Below are 17,156 nucleotides of genomic sequence, written 5' to 3' on the forward strand. Positions count from 1 at the left end.
GTTGCGAAATGCCGCAGTGACGGTTATGGGCCGCCCATTCATACGTATGCAACAGCTCAGGGACTGACCATGCAGACTGCCCAGATGACCGAAAAAATGGCCGCCGGTAACGGTTTCATCGCCGCGCTTGACCAGAGCGGCGGATCGACCCCGAAGGCGCTCAAGGGCTACGGCATCGAGGCGGACGCGTTCAGCAACGACGAAGAGATGTTCGCGCTGATCCACGAGATGCGCTGCCGGATCATCCGCTCCTCCGCCTTCACCGGTGAGAAGGTCATCGGCGCGATCCTGTTCGAGCGCACGATGGACGGCACTGTCGACGGCAAGCCGGTCCCGCAGGCGCTGATCGAGCGCGGCGTGGTCCCGTTCATCAAGATCGACAAGGGCCTCGAGGACGAGGCCAACGGCGTCCAGCTGATGAAGCCGATGCCGGAACTCGACGCGCTGCTGACCAAGGCCAAGGCGCTCGGCGTCTATGGGACCAAGGAGCGCTCGGTGATCAACTCGGCCAACCGCGAGGGCATCGCCGCTGTGGTGAAGCAGCAGTTCGAGGTCGGCAACCAGGTCCTCGCCCACGGCATGATGCCGATCATCGAGCCCGAGGTGAACATCAAGAGCGAGACCCGCGCCGAGTGCGACGCGATCCTGCTCGACGAGATCCTCAAGAACCTCGATGCCCTGCCGGACGGCCAGCAGGTCATGCTCAAGCTCTCGCTGCCGGTCGAGCCGTGCAAGTTCGATCCGCTGGTCGAGCACCCCAAGGTCCTGCGGGTGGTCGCGCTGTCCGGCGGGTTTGCCCGTCCTGAGGCCTGTTCGCACCTCGCGAAGAACAAGGGCATCATCGCCAGCTTCAGCCGCGCCCTGCTCGAAGACCTCCGCCACCAGATGAGCGACGACGAATTCGACGCCGCCCTCGGTCAGGCGATCGACGAAATTCACACGGGATCCACCCAGAAGGCTGCCTGAGCAGCCTCGCGCCCTGGAAGTTGGAGAGGATGGCGGCGGCTACCCGGAAGGGCGGCCGCCGCTTTTCGTTCGGGGTCTTATCGGAAGTCGAAGTGGAAGCGGTACTGGCTTTCCGGGATCGCCCCGTCCTGCGTCGTCCGTGACGGTTCGACGCTATCGAGCACCAGCTGCCCGCCGGCAATCGCGAACGGCTCGCCAAGCGTCAGGCGCGCCGGGTACTTCTGGCTGTCGATCCACACGGTCGTGTCGATGACGACGCGCCCCGCCCAGATGCAGCGGGCGTTCATCGGGCAGCGGCTGTCCTCGACCAGCGCATCCGGACGGACGACGACGCGGCCCGCGCGGGCGGGTTCCTCGAACCCGGCGAAACCGTCGGGATTGGCGGTGGGGACGGTGGCGCACCCGGCGAGAAGCACGGCAGGCGCGACGAGGGCGAGAAGTTTCAATGTCATGGTTCAGATTAACCTTGGTTAGCCTGAACGGTTCCGGAATGCCGCATTGCCGCGCCCGCGCCGACGCGCTATCGGCCCGCCATGTCCCATCCCGCCTGCCAGCTCTACCTGATCTCGCCGCTCGACGTGACCGGGGATTTCCCCAACCGGCTGGCCCGGGCGATCGATGCCGGGCCGGTCGCGGCCTTCCAGTTCCGGGTCAAGAACCTCGACGAGCATGAGGCCGCGCGGCTCGCGCTGCCGCTCCAGGCGATCTGCGCCGAGCGCGAGGTCGCCTTCATCGTCAACGATTCAATCAGCCTCGCCAAGCGCATCGCCGCGGACGGCGTCCACCTCGGCCAGAAGGACGGCTCGGTCAAGGAAGCCCGCGAACGCCTCGGCCGCGAGGCGCAGATCGGCGTGACCTGCCACGACAGCCGCCACCTCGCGATGGAAGCCGGCGAGGAAGGTGCGGACTATGTCGCTTTCGGCGCATTCTTCCCCACCGTGACGAAGGCGGTCGAACACCAGGCCGAGCCTGACCTGCTGACCTGGTGGTCGACGCTGTTCGAGCTGCCCTGCGTCGCCATCGGCGGGATCACGCCCGGCAATTGCGTACCGCTGGTCAAGGCCGGGGCGGATTTCCTTGCAATCAGCCACGCCGTCTGGGGCGGCGACGAGGCCGAGGCCGTGCGCGCCTTCAACGCGGCGATCGCCGGAGCCTGAACGGAGCCAAATCGCGCGCGGTGCGTTTCGCTGGCACGATAACTGCCACCGGAGCCCCGATGCTGCGTCCCCTGCTGCTTTCCGCCTGTCTCTCCCCGCTCGTCCTGATGGCCGCGTGCAACATGACCGAGCCCGATCCCGCCGCGACCAACGGCACCGCGGCCGCGGACGGGAGCGCTGCGCCGCAAGCCCCGGCGGCGGACCCGTTGGCGGCGCACGATCCGGCCCCGGGTGCGACCCTCGATCCCGCGATGCAGGACGACCAGCCCCGGCCGGTCATGCAGCTTCAGGTGGTGCTCGAACGCCTCGGCTTCGCGCCGGGCGTGATCGACGGCAAGGAAGGCCTCTCGACAGCCAACGCGCTTTCGGGCTGGCAGGAAGCGTCAGGCCTTCCGGTGACGGGCAAGTTCGACGAGGCGACCAAGTCCTCGCTGGCGAAGTGGGCTGCGATCCCGGCGACCCGCGTGGTGACCATTCCCGCGGATTTCGCGGCGGGCCCGTTCGCTCCGCTTCCCAAGGATCCCGCCGAGCAGGCCAAGCTCCCGGGGCTGGGCTATGGCTCGCTTGAAGAAAAGCTCGCCGAGCGGTTTCATACGACTCCCGAGACGCTGCGCGACCTCAATCCCGGATTGAAGGCAGCGGCAGAGCAGGCCGCGGCTTTCGCCGCGCGCCCACGCCAGGATCCGCCGCAGGCCGACATGCCGTCGCCTTCGCCGTACACGGCCGGGATGCTGCTTCGCGTGCCCAATGTCGGCAATGACGTTCTCGATCCCTCGAAGGTCGATGACGGCGACTGGCTGAACACCCTGCGCTCGCTCGGGGTGGCGAGCCAGCAACCCCCTGCGGCGCGGATCGTCGTCAGCAAGAGCAAGGGGACGCTCAAGGCATATGACGACAAGGACATGCTGATCGCGCTGTTCACCGTCACGACCGGATCGAGCAAGGATCCGCTCCCGCTGGGCGAATGGAAGATCAACGGGAAAGCCTTCAACCCCAAGTTCTCGTACGATCCCAGCCTGTTCTGGGACGTGCCCGACAGCAAGGGCGAGCATCTCCTGCCGCCCGGGCCGAACGGTCCGGTCGGCGTGGTGTGGATCGACCTGACCAAGGAACACTACGGCATCCACGGCACGCCTGAGCCGCAGACCATCGGCCGGGCGGAAAGCCATGGCTGCGTCCGCCTGACCAACTGGGACGCGGCGCGGCTTGCGCAGATGGTCAGCGCCGGCACCAAGGTGCTGTTCGAGAAGTGACGCCATGCCGCAAGCCCTGCACACCCTTCGCACCATCGTCGTCACCGCTACGGTCACCTCCGCGGGCTGGGTGACCGCCGGCGCCCTGTGGCTCGACAAGGGGGGCTCCGCCCCGCCCGACGGCCCGGCCATGTCCCTGATGGCGGCCGCACCGGGACAGTCGGGGCCTATGCCAGCGCCGGCTTACACCGCGCAGGCGCGCGCCGCCATGCGCGCAATGCCGAGTGGCCGCCTGGTCATTCCGGTCGAGGGTGTGCGCGCAGACATGCTGGTCGATACGTTCACCCAGGCCCGCGATGGCGGCATTCGGGTCCACGACGCGATCGACATCCTCGCGCCGCGCGGCACCCCGGTCGTGGCGGCGGCGCCGGGCAGGGTGGAAAAGCTGTTCCTGTCGAAGGCCGGCGGCATGACGGTGTACCAGCGCTCGCCCGACGGGAACCTCGTCTATTACTACGCCCACCTCGACGGCTACGCGCCGGGCCTTGGGGAAGGGCAGGAGTTGCGCGCGGGCGACCCGATCGGCTTCGTCGGCTCGACCGGCAACGCCGATCCCTCGGCACCGCACCTCCACTTCGCGGTAACGCAGACGGCACCGCAGGCGAAATGGTCAGATCCGGGGACGGCGCTCAATCCCTATCCGATGCTTGGCGGGCGTTGAGCCTCCCTTTCCTACTGATCCGTTCCATGCCATCAGCTTGCATCTGACACGATCCGCGGCGGCCTTCGCGAGGGGGCCCGGTATGTCGCCCAGGACACTGTCAACTTTGTCAACTTCGTCGGGAAACGGCGCAGAAAGCTGAACGGAAGGGCGGGGGATGAGCGAGTCGCAGCAACGCGAACTGACGGTGCGGGCGGTCCTGCTGGGCGGCGCGCTGACCTTCGTGTTCACCGCCGCCAATGTCTATTTCGGGCTCAAGGTCGGGCTGACCTTTTCGACCGCGATCCCCGCGGCCGTCATCTCGATGGCACTTCTCCGCCAGTTTTCTGGCAGCACGATCGTCGAGAACAACATCGTCCAGACGATCGGCAGCGCCGCCGGAGCCGTGGCGACGATGATCTTCATCCTCCCGGCGCTGGTCATTATCGGCTGGTGGAGCGGTTTCCCCTACTGGATATCGATGCTGACCTGCCTCGTCGGCGGGCTCCTCGGTGTGCTGCTGTCGGTGCCGATGCGCCGTGCGCTGGTGATCGGCTCGGACCTGCCTTACCCCGAAGGCGTGGCCGGCGCGGAAGTGCTCAAGGTCGGTATGGCCGGCGACGAGGGCGCGCGGGAAAACAGGCAGGGCCTCATCACCCTGATCGTCGGCAGCGTCGTCGCCGCGTTCTATGGCATCCTCACCGCGCTGAAAGTCGCGGCCGAGGAAATCGGCATCCAGTTCAAGCTTGGCAGCGGAGTCGCGACTGCGGGTTCGTCGCTTTCGCTCGGGCTGGTCGGTGTCGGGCACCTGATCGGGCTGACCGCCGGGATCGCGATGGGGGCGGGGATGCTCCTCGGCAGCTTTGTTCTCCTCCCATGGCTGAGTGCGGGCATTCCGGGGCCGGTCGAGGAGGTTGCGGGGTCGGTGTTCAAGAACGGCGTTCGCTTCGTCGGCGCGGGCACGATCGCGGTGGCTGCGGTGTGGACGCTGATCCGTATTTCCGGCTCGATCTTTTCGGGCCTCGCCGGGATTGCCGCGACCGCACGGGCGCGCAAGGCCGGAGAGCAGGTCGCATTGACCGAGCGCGACTTGCCGGGCTGGATCGTCGGCGGCGGGTCGTTACTCGCCGCCGTGCCGATCGGGTTGCTGCTGTGGGCGTTCGTTTCCGGCACACCTCTTGCCGGCTCATTCTGGTCGATCTTTCTCCTCACGGTACTGTTCGTCGCGGTCGTCGGCGTAATCGTGTCGGCGGTCACGGGTTACATGGCGGGGCTTGTCGGAACTTCCAACTCACCGGTTTCGGGCGTCGGCATCCTCTCGATCCTGGTCGCCTCGCTGATCGTCGCGGCGCTGTTCGGCCACGGTGCGGATGTGCAGGAACGGATGGCGCTGACCGCGCTCGCCCTGTTCATCACCGCGTTCGTGTTCGGCATCGGCATCGTCGCCAACGACAACCTGCAGGATCTCAAGACCGGCCAGCTCGTCGGCTCGACGCCGTGGAAGCAGCAGGTCGCGCTGGTAATCGGCGTTGCTGCGGGTTCGCTGGTCGTGCCGCCGGTCCTTCAGCTCCTGCTCCAGACGTACAACTTCGCTGGGGCACCGGGAGCGGGCCCGGATGCCCTCGGCGCCCCGCAGGCCTCGCTGATCGCCTCGATCGCGCAAGGCGTGCTGACCGGGGACCTTCCGTGGAGGCTCCTCGGCATCGGTGCGGGCATCGGGGTGGTGGTCATCGCCATCGACGAAGCCCTGCGCAAGAGCGGTAAGGGCGCGTTCCCGCCGCTGGCCGTGGCTATGGGCATCTACCTGCCGATCACCCTGATCCTGCCGACCGTGATCGGCGCGGTGATCGGCCATCTGTGGAACAAGATGGCGGCGCGGACCCGAGCCCCGGAAACGGTCGAGCGGGCGGGGGTGTTGCTGGCGACCGGGTTCATCGTCGGCGATTCGATGTTCGGCCTGTTCAATGCCGGGACCGCGGCAGGCCTCGGCACCGGGGCACTGGCGATCATGCCGGAAAGCTTCGCTCCGGCGGCAGGCTATGTCGGGCTTGCGGTGGCGGTCGCGGTGCTCATGTGGAGCTACCAGCGGACCCGGAAGGCGACGCTCTCAGCGCTCTCGTGAATCGGCGTCGGACGGCCGCGGAGCCATCGCCATCGCCGCGGGATCGCCGGCGCGGACGCAGCGCAAGGGCAGTTCCTCGCCGGTCGGCGACAGCTTGTGGACCATTGCGCTGCTTTCGACCGTGAACCGGTCGCCCTCGCGCGGGCCGCTGGTGAAGGTCAGGATATCGCCCAGCAGAAGGTAGCTGCCCCGCTGGCCTTCGGGGGTCTGGTAGCTGGAGTCGGGCACCGCGGTGAAAGTCTCGCCGGGCTGCGCGGTCGGCTCCGTCACCGCATCGCCGGGCAGCTCGCAGAACCAGGTGCCCAGCGCCAGCGTGTCGAGCTTGCCGCCGGGAACCGCGTGGGCCGGTGCGGCAAGCAGCAGCATCGGGGCGAGCAGGGCGGTCTTGTGCAGGATCGGGGTGCGACGCATGGCGCTCCGGTTAGCACGGCGCTCGCGCTTGAAGCAAATGCCCTTGTCGGCTAAGGGCGCGCCTTTCCTCGTTCAACGAAGGCTCTTTCCACCATGAAGATCAGCGGCGTGGACATCCGTCCCGGCAACATTCTCGAATACGAAAAGGGCATCTGGAAGGTCGCCAAGACCCAGCATACCCAGCCCGGCAAGGGCGGCGCGTTCATGCAGGTCGAGATGAAGAACCTCATCGACGGCCGCAAGACCAACGTCCGCTTCCGCAGCGCCGACACCGTCGAGCGCGTCCGCCTCGACACCAAGGACTTCCAGTTCCTTTATGCCGAAGGCGACGACCTGATCTTCATGGACGTGGAAACCTACGAACAGATCAGTCTGCCCAAGGACCTTCTCGGCGGTGCCGACGCGTTCCTCCAGGACGGCATGACCGTGCTCCTCGAAATGTACGACGAGCGTCCGATCTCGGTCCAGTTGCCCGAACAGGTCGAGGCGACCATCGTCGAGGCCGACGCCGTGGTGAAGGGCCAGACCGCCTCGTCGAGCTACAAGCCGGCGATCCTCGACAACGGCGTGCGCGTGATGGTCCCGCCGCACATCGAAAGCGGCACCCGCATCGTCGTCGACGTCTATGAGCGTACTTACGTCGGCAAGGCGAACTGATGTCGGCCATTTCGGGCCTTGTCCGGGTGATGGAGCGTGCCGCGCGCAAGGCCGGCACGCGCCTGCGCCGCGACTTCGGTGAGATCGAGCACCTCCAGGTCAGCAAGAAGGGCCCGGCCGACTTCGTTTCCAAGGCCGACCGCACCGCTGAGCGCACGTTGTGGGACGAACTCAAGACCGCGCGTCCGGGCTGGGGCTTCCTCATGGAAGAAGGCGGCGAGATTCCCGGTGAACCCGGCAAGCCGCGCTTCATCGTCGATCCGCTCGACGGCACGACCAACTTCCTCCACGGCATCCCGCACTTCGCGATTTCGATCGCGGCGCAGGAGCCCACCCTCGACGGCAAGGGCTGGGGAGAGGTCACTGCGGCGATCGTCTACAACCCGATCACCGACGAAAGCTTCTGGGCCGAGAAGAGCCGTGGCGCGTGGCTGCAGGATCGCCGCCTGCGCGTGTCCTCGCGCCGCCATCTTGACGAGGCGCTGATCGCGACCGGCATCCCGTTCGCCGGACGCGGCGACATGGGCGAATGGATCAAGATCTACGCCGAGCTCGGTCCGCGCATCGCCGGCATCCGCCGGTTCGGGGTGGCTTCGCTCGACATGGCGTGGGTCGCGGCTGGGCGCTTCGACGGGTTCTGGGAAAGCGGCCTGCTGCCGTGGGATACCGCCGCAGGCTGCCTTCTGGTCCGCGAGGCGGGCGGGTTCGTTTCGGACTACAAGGGCCGCTCGTTGCCGATCTGCGACGATACGGTTCTGGCCGGCAACGACCAGCTTCACTCCAAGCTGCACAAGCTTCTGGTCGGCGCGCTCCGGACGGCGCGCTGAGCATTGCAGTATTCCGGCGCGGCGGCTAAGCCCCGCGCCGCATGCCCCTGTGGCGGAATGGTAGACGCGAACGACTCAAAATCGTTTGTAGCAATACGTGCCCGTTCGAGTCGGGCCAGGGGCACCATCCGCAGACCGATCAGATCGCCGATGCGAATTATTCGCAACAATATGATCGATTGTCTCGATAACCAGATTAGAAAATTTCCGATGGCCTGATGGCCCGCGTCCGCCCACAAGGGGGTGTGATCAACACCTGACGCAGGAGATTGTCATGGGACTGAAGGGCTCGAAGACCGAGGAAAACCTCAAGGCCGCGTTCGCCGGTGAAAGCCAGGCTAACCGCCGTTACCTCTATTTCGCACAGAAGGCCGACATCGAAGGCCACAACGACGTTGCCGCCGTGTTCCGCTCGACCGCGGAAGGCGAGACCGGCCACGCTCACGGCCACCTCGAATACCTCGAGGAATGCGGTGACCCCGCCACCGGCGAGCCGATCGGCGGCACTGTCGACAACCTGAAGGCGTCGATCGCCGGCGAAACCCACGAGTACACCGACATGTACCCGGGCATGGCCAAGACCGCGCGTGACGAAGGCTTCGACGAAATCGCCGACTGGTTCGAAACTCTCGCCAAGGCCGAGAAGAGCCACGCCGGCAAGTTCCAGAAGACGCTCGACGGTCTGCTGGCCGAGGCTTGATCTGACTCTGACTTCGTCCCGGACCTGATCCGGGACCGCTGGCGGTTGACGCGACCTCGCTCTCTCACTGCCAGCGGTCCCGGCGTGCGCCGGGACGACGTTGAATTTTGCGGGACGGATTATGGAAGGCAGCCTGGAAGCGCCGACGCGCCATGTTATCCCGTGGCGGGACGAGGCGTACTATGACGAGGCCGCGCTCGAGGCCGAGCTGCGCCGCGTCTACGACATCTGCCACGGCTGCCGCCGCTGCTTCAACCTGTGCGATAGCTTCCCGATCCTGTTCGACGCGATCGACGAGAGCCCTAACGAGGAAGTCGACGACCTCACCCCGGGCCAGCTCAAGGCGGTCGTTGATGCCTGCACGCTGTGCGACATGTGCTTCATGACGAAGTGCCCCTACGTGCCGCCGCACAGCTTCGATCTCGATTTTCCGCACCTGATGCTGCGTCACCGCGCGGTCGAGAACCGCAAGGGCGAAACCCCGCTGCGCGACCGCGAGCTCGCCAAGATGGACCGCAACGGCAAGCTCGGGTCGGTCGCCTCGGGTCTCGCCAACTGGGCGACGAAGGAAGGCAACGCTCTCACCCGGCCGGTGATGGAAGCCGTGCTCGGCATCGACAGCCGCGCCCACGTTCCGCCGTTCGAGGCAACGCCGCTGGTCAACCGCGCCAATGCGATCATCCCTGCGCCCAATCCGGACGGCCCCGCGTTCGGGCGCAAGGTCGTGCTCTATGCCGGGTGCCACGACAACTTCAACGATGCGACGCCCGGCGAGGCGGCGATGAAGGTGCTGGCGCACAACGGCTGCCAGGTCCGCATCGAGCATCCCGACTGCTGCGCGATGCCCAGCTTCGAAAACGGCGATCTGCCTCGCGTGGCCAGCGCGGCCGAGCGCATCTCTGCCTATTTCCGGCAGCTGGTCGAGGATGGCTGGGACATCGTTCCGCTCACCACCAGCTGCGCGCTGATGCTCAAGTTCGAATGGCCGCTGATCGAGCCGGAGAACGAGGACGTCGCACTGCTCTCCAAGCACACTTTCGACGTGTCGGAGTACGTCGTCGCATTGTCCAAGCAGAACGGCCTGACCCCGATCGAGACGATGCCCGCGACCATCGGTGTCCACTTTGCCTGCCACGCCCGCGCCCAGAACATGGGACCCAAGGCGATGGAGATGCTCAAGCTGATTCCGGAGGCCAAGCCGATGCTGACCGAGCGTTGCTCGGGCCACGGCGGCAAGTGGGGGATCTTCAAGGAGAACTTCGACCGCGCCATCAAGGTCGGCAAGCCCGCCGCGCGTGCGATTGCCAAGAACAAGCCCGACCTGGTGGTATCCGAATGCCCGCTCGCCGGGCCGCACCTCAAGCAGGTCATGGCGGCGAACGGCGACACGCCGCCCGAACGGATCGGCCACCCGATCGAAGTCATGGCCAAGGCCTATGGATTGTAAGATGCCCCGCAGCCAACACACCATCACCGCAGAAGACATCCTCCCGCTCGACCAGTACGAGCTGATCCGGGCCGACAAGAAGCAGGAAGCGATCCTGCGCAAGAAGCTGACCAGCCTTGCGGTCGGTCCCAACGCGACGGCATTGTTCGAGTCGTGGGATTCGATGTGGCTCCAGATCCAGGAGATGCTGCGGATCGAGAAGGGCGGCGAAGAACAGCTGGCCGATGAGCTGCGGGCTTATGACCCGATGGTCCCCAAGGGCAGCGAACTGACCGCGACCCTGCTGTTCGAGGTCGAGGATCCGGTCCGCCGCGACGCGTTCCTGCGCACCATCGGCGGGGTCGAGAGCCACATCCACATCCAGATCGGCAGCGAGCGGATCACCGCCCGGCCCGAAGGCGATGTCGAGCGCACCCGCGAAAGCGACGGCAAGGCCAGCGCAGTGCACTTCATTCACTTCGATTTCACGGCAGCACAGGTCGCGGCGTGGAAGAGCGGTGAAGGGCAGGCGATGCTGGTGATCAACCACCCCGCTTATGGCCATGCGGCGCTGTTCGGGGCGGAGTCGCGGGCGTACCTTGCCCGCGAGTGCTTCGGCTAGTCGATCGACCCCGAGCCCGACCGCGCCGCCGACGCTGCGGCGAGCGCGCTGATCTCCGACTGGGTCGGCTGGTGCGGCTGGCTTTCGCTGGCGCTGCGCGAGCAATCCATCTCGTCGAGCTTCGCGAGGTAAGCCTCACGCTGGGGCTGGCTCATCCTCGAAAGCGCATTGCGGTCCGCCGCGGCCCGGCCACAGGCTTGTGCGAGCGGACGATAGCTGGCCGGCATGACCGAGGACCCCATGCCGCGACTGCCGCCGTTGTCCATCGGCGCGCCATAGCCTCCACCGACATCGTCGGCCATCGCAGGACCGCTGGCAGCGCGGTTCTCGAACGTCGAGTGCTCCCGCGCCTGCTTCGCTTCCTCGGCCTTGCGCAATTCGACCTGCTGGTCGCGCCGGTCCATTTCGCCGGCGACGGCCTCGCGATTTTCCGTGTCCGCGAAGAAGCCGACACACGCGGTGATGATCAGCGTCACCACGGCAAAGTGCCGGTACATCTTCGGGTCGACCCGGACGAACTGGTTAATGTCGAACTGCATTGCAGCGCCAGAATAGCGCCGCGAAGTTAAGCGCTCCTGCCATTCGCATGGTTAGCATGGGGTAACGGCGCGCTGAGGAGGGACGCTTGCGTTCCCACTCTGTTCTGCGCTAACGCTGGGCGATGGCCAAGCCCAAACGTCGCTATGTCTGCCAGGCCTGTGGCAGTGTCACGCACCGCTGGCAGGGCCAGTGCGCCGATTGCGGCGAGTGGAATTCGCTGGCGGAAGAAGCGCCGGAGACAGTGTTTTCGGCCAAGCACGATCTTTCGGGCGGCGGGCGCGCGTTCCAGTTCGTCTCGCTCGACACGCCCGTCGCCTTGCCGCAGCGGCGCAAAACCGGGCTTGCGGAGTTCGACCGCGCGCTGGGCGGAGGGCTCGTGCCCGGCTCTGCGATCCTCATGGGCGGCGATCCCGGCATCGGCAAGTCGACCCTGCTCCTCCAGGCCGCTGCACGAATCGCCGGTGGGGGCGGAGACGTCGTCTACATCAGCGGCGAGGAAGCGTCCGACCAGGTTCGCCTGCGCGCCGAGCGGCTCGGACTGGGCAAGGTGCCGATCCAACTCGCCTCGGCAACCTCGGTGCGCGACATCCTCACGACGCTCGGCGGAATGCGACCGCCGGCGTTCCTTGTCATCGATTCGATCCAGACCATGCATTCGGACCAGATCGAGGGTGCGCCGGGCACGGTCAGCCAGGTCCGCGGCTGCGCGTTCGAGCTGATCCGCTACGCCAAGGAAAACGGCATCGCGCTGGTGCTCGTCGGCCATGTCACCAAGGATGGCTCGATCGCGGGCCCCCGCGTGCTCGAGCACATGGTCGACGTGGTGATGAGTTTCGAGGGCGAGCGCAGCCATCAGTTCCGCATCCTGCGCGCGCTCAAGAACCGATTCGGCGCGGTCGACGAAATCGGCGTGTTCGCGATGGAGGGGCACGGACTCGCGGAAGTCCCCAATCCGTCGATGCTGTTCCTCTCGGGCCGCGAGGAATCGGTGGCGGGGAGTGCGGTGTTTCCGGCTCTCGAAGGCACCCGCCCGGTGCTGGTCGAGATCCAGGCGCTGACCGTGCGGATCGCCAGCGGGGCGACCCCGCGGCGGTCGGTGGTGGGCTGGGACAGTTCGCGCCTTGCCATGCTGCTGGCGGTGCTGGAGGCGCGCTGCGGGCTCAGCTTCTCGTCGGCGGAAGTCTATCTCAATGTCGCGGGCGGTTACCGGCTGACTGATCCGGCGGCGGACCTCGCGGTTGCGGCCGCGCTCATCTCGGCCTTGGCCGACAAGCCGCTCCCGGCAGACTCCGCCTGGTTCGGCGAGATCTCGCTTGCCGGAGAGGTCCGCCCTGTCGCTCACGCCGGGATCCGGCTGAAGGAAGCAGCCAAGCTTGGCTTCGCCACGGCCTGCGGGCCCGATGGAACGGGTAAATCCGGCGACGGGCTGCGTTATACGCCACTGCGGCTTGTGCCAAATCTCGTTGACCGGATTCTGGGCGGGGCCTAGTTTCGTAGCGGATGACGGGTTTCGATTATGTCTTGCTCCTGGTGGTCGGGATCGCGGCCATTGGCGGGTTCATGCGGGGTTTCGTCGAGGAAATCCTGTCCCTCGCCGCGTGGGCGGCGTCGATCTTCGCCATCCGCTTCGGACACACCCCGCTCACCGAATACCTGGCCTCGCACATGCCGACCGAAACCGGCGCCGGCGTGCTGGCCTTCACGATCCTGTTGCTGCTCCCGTACTTCGCCGTGCGGATCGTCGCCCAGCGCATGGGTACTGCGAGCCGGACCTCGCTGCTCGGCCCGATCGACCGCGTGCTGGGCTTCGGCTTCGGCGCGATCAAGGGCCTGATCATCGTCGTGTTCGGGTTCTCGGTGCTGGTGCTGGGCTATGACGTGGTCTGGGGGCCGGAAGGCCGCCCGAACTGGATTTCGCAGGCGCGGACCTATCCCTTCATCAATTCCGCCAGCGAAGCCCTCGTCACCCTGATCGCGGAACGGCGGCATGATGCGGTCAAGGCCGACGACGAGGAGCCGGCCGAGAAGCCATCGCCCAAGTCGAAGTCGCGCGCCTGATGGCGAGCGGCGGCGGGGTGCTCTATACCCCGGAAGTTCTCGTCGGCGCCGTGCGGCTCGCCAGCTATCCGTTCGACGAAGCGTTGCCGTGGAAGGGCGAGGCCCGCTCGCGCAGTTGCGGCAGCACCCTCGCGATCGCGATGGATCTCGACGGAGAAGGGCGGATCGTGCGGCTCGGTCTCAGGCCCCATGCCTGTGCCATCGGGCAGGCGGCGGCGGCCGTATTCGCGGACCATGGCGTCGGCCGAACGCGCGAAGAAATTGCCGCGACCCGGGCTGGACTCGCGGAATGGCTGTCGGGCGACGGATCGATGCCGCCCTGGCCCGGGCTCGACCTCATCTCCGCAGCGCGCGCCTATCCTGCCCGTCACGGTGCCATTCTCCTGGCCTGGGATGCCGCCCTTGCGGCGATGGCCGCGCCTCCGCTAGAGCGGCCTGGCCAGGAGGGGAGACACGATGGCGGATAGCGCGGAACCGAGTGCGTCGGACATCAGGCTGGTCATCGCGGCATCGTCTGCGGGGACCGTGTTCGAGTGGTACGATTTCTTCATCTACGGCACACTCGCCGCGATCATCGGCAAGACGTTTTTCCCGGCCGGCAACGAGACGCTTGAGCTGCTCTTGGTCTGGGCGGGGTTCGCCGTCGGCTTCGGGTTCCGCCCGCTCGGCGCAATCCTGTTCGGCTATCTGGGCGACAAGCTGGGGCGAAAGTACACGTTCCTCGTCACCGTGACCCTCATGGGCATCGCGACAGCCGGAGTAGGCCTGATTCCATCGGCAGCCACCATCGGCATTGCAGCGCCTGCGATCATTCTGCTCCTGCGTGTACTGCAAGGCCTGGCGCTCGGCGGTGAATACGGCGGCGCGGCCATCTATGTCGCGGAACACGCGCCCGGCGGGCGGCGCGGCTACTACACCAGCTATATCCAGGCGAGCGTGGTCGGCGGCTTCGTGCTGAGCCTGGTCGTCGTCCTTGCCAGCAAGGCGCTGATGCCGGCGGACGTCTGGGCGGAGTGGGGCTGGCGGGTGCCGTTCCTGCTCAGCCTGGCGCTGCTCGCGATCTCGTTGTGGATGCGGCTGAAGCTCAACGAGAGCCCGGTGTTCAAGGCGATGAAGGAGGAAGGCGAGCTTTCGGGCAATCCCTTCGTCGAAAGCTTCACCTACCCGAAGAACAAGCGCCGGATCTTCATCGCCCTGTTCGGCATAGCTGCCGGCCTGACGGTGATCTGGTACACCGCCACCTTCTCGGCGCGCAGCTTCCTGCTGTCGGCGATGCGGGTCGAGGAATCGACCGCCGACATCATCGTCGGCGTCGGGGCCGCGGTGGGCATGGTGTTCTACCTGGTATTCGGCCACTGGTCCGACAAGGTCGGGCGCAAGAAGCCGATCGTGGTAGGTTATGCGGTCACGCTGCTCCTGCTCTTCCCGATCTTCTGGATGATCGGCGGCGCGGCCAATCCCGGTCTGTCGGAAGCCGCCGCGCGCAGCCCGGTCGTCGTCAGCGGGCCTGACTGCGCCTATGATCCAATTGCGTCCGAGCAGGCCACCAACTGCGGCAAGCTTCTCGCAGACCTGACCGCCACGGGCGTGTCCTATACCCGCGCAACCGCACCCGATCTCGCCCTGACTGTGGGCGGAGCACCGGTTGCCCTCGATGGCTATCCGTGGGCCGACAAGAAGGCACGGGCCGGTGCGGTGCAGGGCCTGCTCCAGCCTTATGGCTACGACTTCGCCAAGGTCGTGCCTTCGCTGAGCCAGACCGCAATCATCCTGCTCGGCCTGCTCGCGCTCATGGCCTTGTCGGGCGCGACCTACGGGCCTGTCGCGGCCCTGCTTGCGGAGATGTTCCCGCCGCGCATCCGCTACAGCTCGATGTCCATTCCTTACCATATCGGCACCGGCTATTTCGGCGGGTTCCTGCCGCTGATCTCGGGATACATCGTCGCCCGTACCGGCGATCCTTATGCCGGGTTGTGGTACACCTGGGTCATTGTCCTTGTCGCGTTCCTGGTCGCGCTGTGGGGCCTCAAGGGCGGGCCGCCGACCGACTTCGCCGACGAAAGCGCCTGACCTTGTCCAGCCTCCCGCCGGTCCCCCCGGCCGCCCTGCGCCTGCGGATCGACGGAGAGGCTCTCGCCGATAACTGGCGCGCGCTCGACAGGCTGTCGGGGACGGCGCGGGCTGCTGCGGCGGTGAAGGCGGACGCCTATGGCATGGGCGCAGCGCGCGCGGTTCCCGTGCTGCGCGATGCCGGTTGCAGGGATTTCTTCGTCGCCCACTGGAGCGAGGCCGCCAAATTGCTCGGCGCGGTACCTGCCGAAGAGATCGCGGTGCTGCATGGTCCATTGAACGAGGCCGACGTCGCCTGGTCGAGAGCCAGCGGAGTACGCCCTGTGCTCAACAGCCTGCCGCAGGTGCGCCGCTGGCTGGATGCGGGTGGCGGACCTTGCGACCTGATGGTCGACACCGGCATGAACCGGCTCGGGCTGCCGTTGGCCGAGATGGGGGACGAGGCCGTCTCGCAGCTCGATATCGTCACCTGCCTCAGCCATCTCGCAAGCGCGGACGAGGACGTGCCGCAGAACCTAGGGCAACTTGCCCGGTTCGACGAGGTCCGCCGGGCGGTGAAGGCGGTCCGCTACAGCCTCGCCAACAGCGCGGGAATCAGCCTCGGCAAATCATATCTGGCCGATCTGACCCGGCCCGGCCTGGCGCTCTACGGCGGGATCCCGCGCCCTGAGATGGCACCGCACTTGCGCCAGGTCGCATGGCCCGAAGCTGCTGTTCTGCAGGTCCGCGAAATCGCCGCCGGAGACCCCGTCGGCTACAATGGAACGTTCGTTGCCGAGCGACCGATGCGCGTCGGTGCGATCGCGCTGGGCTATGCTGACGGCTATCTTCGCTGCTGGTCGGGGAAAGGACAGTTCTCGTTCGCCGGCAAGACCTTGCCTTCGCTCGGCCGGATCTCGATGGACATGACCGTCGTGGACCTGAGCGATGCGCCCGAATGCGGTGAAGGGGACTGGTTAAGCGTCGACTATGATCCCGTGGCAGCCAGCGAGGCCACCGGGCTCAGCCAGTATGAATTGTTTACCCTGCTGGGTGACAGGTTCGGAAACGGATAGCATTTACAGGCTTTTGTTGCGCTGCACATATTGCATCTGCTAAAACGCAGCATCCATTGCGACAGGGGCGCGACTCCATGACGGACAAGGCCAAGGCCGGCGGCACGATCATCATCAAGAAGTACGCCAACCGCCGGCTCTACAATACGCACTCGTCCAGCTACATCACGCTCGAGCATCTGGCGCAGATGACACGTGACGGGGTCGAGTTTCAGGTTGTCGACGCCAAGACGGGCGCAGATATAACCCATTCCATTCTCACGCAGATCATCATGGACGAGGAAGCGGGCGGCGAGCAGATCCTGCCGACGAACTTCCTGCGCCAGTTGATCGCGATGTACGGCAATTCGATGCAGGCGCTGCTTCCGGGCTATCTTGAAGCCTCGATGGAGCATTTCCGCGAGAATCAGGCCAAGATGCGCAAGGCCATCGAGGAGAGCATCGGCTCCAATCCGCTCGCCCAGATAGCGCAGCGCAACATGGAAATGTTCAAGGCCGCCGCCGCCGCCTTCGTGCCGACCGCAAAGGACTCGGAAGCGCCGAAAGCCGCCTCGGGTGACGAGGAGCTGTCCGCACTGCGTGCCCAGATGGCGGAAATGCAGAAGAAACTCGACGCGCTCGCCAAGTAAGCGGCCGCGCAATCTCGCCAAAG

Annotated in this window: 19 protein-coding genes and 1 tRNA gene; 17 read left to right on the top strand and 3 right to left on the bottom strand. The window is 66.3% G+C overall.

Annotated features, from left to right (window positions below; genetic code table 11):
• Positions 1 to 69 precede the first annotated feature (69 nt).
• The gene (locus tag AC3WLD_RS07660) at positions 70 to 966 is read left to right on the top strand and encodes a fructose bisphosphate aldolase (RefSeq protein WP_492556352.1); all 897 of its coding nucleotides are present in this window, start codon (positions 70 to 72) and stop codon (positions 964 to 966) included.
• A 77-nt stretch (positions 967 to 1,043) separates the two neighbouring features.
• Here AC3WLD_RS07660 and AC3WLD_RS07665 read toward each other — a convergent pair whose 3' ends face one another.
• Positions 1,044 to 1,418, bottom strand: coding sequence for a hypothetical protein (locus AC3WLD_RS07665; protein ID WP_492556353.1), 375 nt, complete (start codon positions 1,416 to 1,418; stop codon positions 1,044 to 1,046).
• 81 nt (positions 1,419 to 1,499) lie between these two features.
• Between AC3WLD_RS07665 and thiE the strand changes: the two genes are divergently transcribed.
• The 4 genes from thiE (at position 1,500) to AC3WLD_RS07685 (ending at position 6,138) form a co-directional block, all read left to right on the top strand.
• Complete coding sequence (thiE, locus tag AC3WLD_RS07670; RefSeq protein WP_492556354.1) at positions 1,500 to 2,123, top strand: thiamine phosphate synthase; 624 nt, start codon at positions 1,500 to 1,502, stop codon at positions 2,121 to 2,123.
• A 59-nt stretch (positions 2,124 to 2,182) separates the two neighbouring features.
• On the top strand, positions 2,183 to 3,376 hold the full coding sequence (locus tag AC3WLD_RS07675) for a L,D-transpeptidase family protein (protein WP_492556355.1): 1,194 nt from the start codon (positions 2,183 to 2,185) through the stop codon (positions 3,374 to 3,376).
• A gap of 4 nt (positions 3,377 to 3,380) precedes the next feature.
• Positions 3,381 to 4,037 carry a M23 family metallopeptidase gene (locus tag AC3WLD_RS07680; protein WP_492556356.1) on the top strand — a complete coding sequence of 219 codons (657 nt, stop codon included), beginning with the start codon at positions 3,381 to 3,383 and terminating at the stop codon, positions 4,035 to 4,037.
• 157 nt (positions 4,038 to 4,194) lie between these two features.
• Positions 4,195 to 6,138 carry an OPT family oligopeptide transporter gene (locus AC3WLD_RS07685; protein WP_492556357.1) on the top strand — a complete coding sequence of 648 codons (1,944 nt, stop codon included), beginning with the start codon at positions 4,195 to 4,197 and terminating at the stop codon, positions 6,136 to 6,138.
• Here AC3WLD_RS07685 and AC3WLD_RS07690 read toward each other — a convergent pair.
• The gene (locus AC3WLD_RS07690; RefSeq protein ID WP_492556358.1) at positions 6,124 to 6,549 is read right to left on the bottom strand and encodes a hypothetical protein; all 426 of its coding nucleotides are present in this window, start codon (positions 6,547 to 6,549) and stop codon (positions 6,124 to 6,126) included. The two genes, AC3WLD_RS07685 and AC3WLD_RS07690, sit on opposite strands and share 15 nt — an antisense overlap.
• Before the next feature lie 93 nt (positions 6,550 to 6,642).
• Between AC3WLD_RS07690 and efp the strand changes: the two genes are divergently transcribed.
• The 6 genes from efp to AC3WLD_RS07720 all read left to right on the top strand — a co-directional run bounded on the left by efp (position 6,643) and on the right by AC3WLD_RS07720 (position 10,781).
• A complete protein-coding gene (gene efp / locus AC3WLD_RS07695) occupies positions 6,643 to 7,206 on the top strand; it encodes an elongation factor P (protein WP_492556359.1) in 564 nt (187 codons plus the stop codon).
• The gene (locus AC3WLD_RS07700; protein ID WP_492556360.1) at positions 7,206 to 8,033 is read left to right on the top strand and encodes an inositol monophosphatase family protein; all 828 of its coding nucleotides are present in this window, start codon (positions 7,206 to 7,208) and stop codon (positions 8,031 to 8,033) included. Before efp ends, AC3WLD_RS07700 begins: the two co-directional genes overlap by 1 nt.
• A 43-nt stretch (positions 8,034 to 8,076) precedes the next feature.
• Positions 8,077 to 8,160 (top strand) — tRNA-Leu (locus AC3WLD_RS07705).
• Between the two features lie 147 nt (positions 8,161 to 8,307).
• Positions 8,308 to 8,733 carry a rubrerythrin family protein gene (locus tag AC3WLD_RS07710; protein WP_492556361.1) on the top strand — a complete coding sequence of 142 codons (426 nt, stop codon included), beginning with the start codon at positions 8,308 to 8,310 and terminating at the stop codon, positions 8,731 to 8,733.
• 121 nt (positions 8,734 to 8,854) lie between these two features.
• The gene (locus AC3WLD_RS07715) at positions 8,855 to 10,180 is read left to right on the top strand and encodes a heterodisulfide reductase-related iron-sulfur binding cluster (RefSeq protein ID WP_492556362.1); all 1,326 of its coding nucleotides are present in this window, start codon (positions 8,855 to 8,857) and stop codon (positions 10,178 to 10,180) included.
• A gap of 1 nt (position 10,181) precedes the next feature.
• Entirely contained in the window at positions 10,182 to 10,781 is a 600-nt protein-coding gene (locus AC3WLD_RS07720) for a DUF3501 family protein (protein WP_492556363.1), read from the top strand.
• On the opposite strand, the gene AC3WLD_RS07725 is transcribed toward AC3WLD_RS07720, so the two are convergent.
• Entirely contained in the window at positions 10,778 to 11,320 is a 543-nt protein-coding gene (locus AC3WLD_RS07725) for a hypothetical protein (protein WP_492556364.1), read from the bottom strand. The genes AC3WLD_RS07720 and AC3WLD_RS07725 overlap by 4 nt on opposite strands.
• Positions 11,321 to 11,442: 122 nt before the next feature.
• Between AC3WLD_RS07725 and radA the strand changes: the two genes are divergently transcribed.
• The 6 genes from radA to phaR all read left to right on the top strand — a co-directional run bounded on the left by radA (position 11,443) and on the right by phaR (position 17,133).
• Positions 11,443 to 12,810 (top strand): DNA repair protein RadA, encoded by a 1,368-nt coding sequence (gene radA, locus AC3WLD_RS07730; protein WP_492556365.1) that lies wholly within the window; start codon positions 11,443 to 11,445, stop codon positions 12,808 to 12,810.
• Positions 12,811 to 12,821: 11 nt separating this feature from the next.
• Positions 12,822 to 13,379 (top strand): CvpA family protein, encoded by a 558-nt coding sequence (locus AC3WLD_RS07735; RefSeq protein WP_492556366.1) that lies wholly within the window; start codon positions 12,822 to 12,824, stop codon positions 13,377 to 13,379.
• The gene (locus AC3WLD_RS07740) at positions 13,379 to 13,846 is read left to right on the top strand and encodes an iron-sulfur cluster assembly scaffold protein (RefSeq protein ID WP_492556367.1); all 468 of its coding nucleotides are present in this window, start codon (positions 13,379 to 13,381) and stop codon (positions 13,844 to 13,846) included. The genes AC3WLD_RS07735 and AC3WLD_RS07740 overlap by 1 nt, the downstream gene beginning before the upstream one ends.
• A complete protein-coding gene (locus AC3WLD_RS07745) occupies positions 13,836 to 15,449 on the top strand; it encodes an MFS transporter (RefSeq protein WP_492556368.1) in 1,614 nt (537 codons plus the stop codon). Before AC3WLD_RS07740 ends, AC3WLD_RS07745 begins: the two co-directional genes overlap by 11 nt.
• A 2-nt stretch (positions 15,450 to 15,451) precedes the next feature.
• The gene (gene alr / locus AC3WLD_RS07750) at positions 15,452 to 16,504 is read left to right on the top strand and encodes an alanine racemase (RefSeq protein ID WP_492556369.1); all 1,053 of its coding nucleotides are present in this window, start codon (positions 15,452 to 15,454) and stop codon (positions 16,502 to 16,504) included.
• A gap of 77 nt (positions 16,505 to 16,581) precedes the next feature.
• On the top strand, positions 16,582 to 17,133 hold the full coding sequence (phaR, locus tag AC3WLD_RS07755) for a polyhydroxyalkanoate synthesis repressor PhaR (protein ID WP_492556370.1): 552 nt from the start codon (positions 16,582 to 16,584) through the stop codon (positions 17,131 to 17,133).
• Positions 17,134 to 17,156 lie beyond the last annotated feature (23 nt).

It is taken from the genome of Novosphingobium sp. FW305-C-111 (assembly GCF_058783565.1).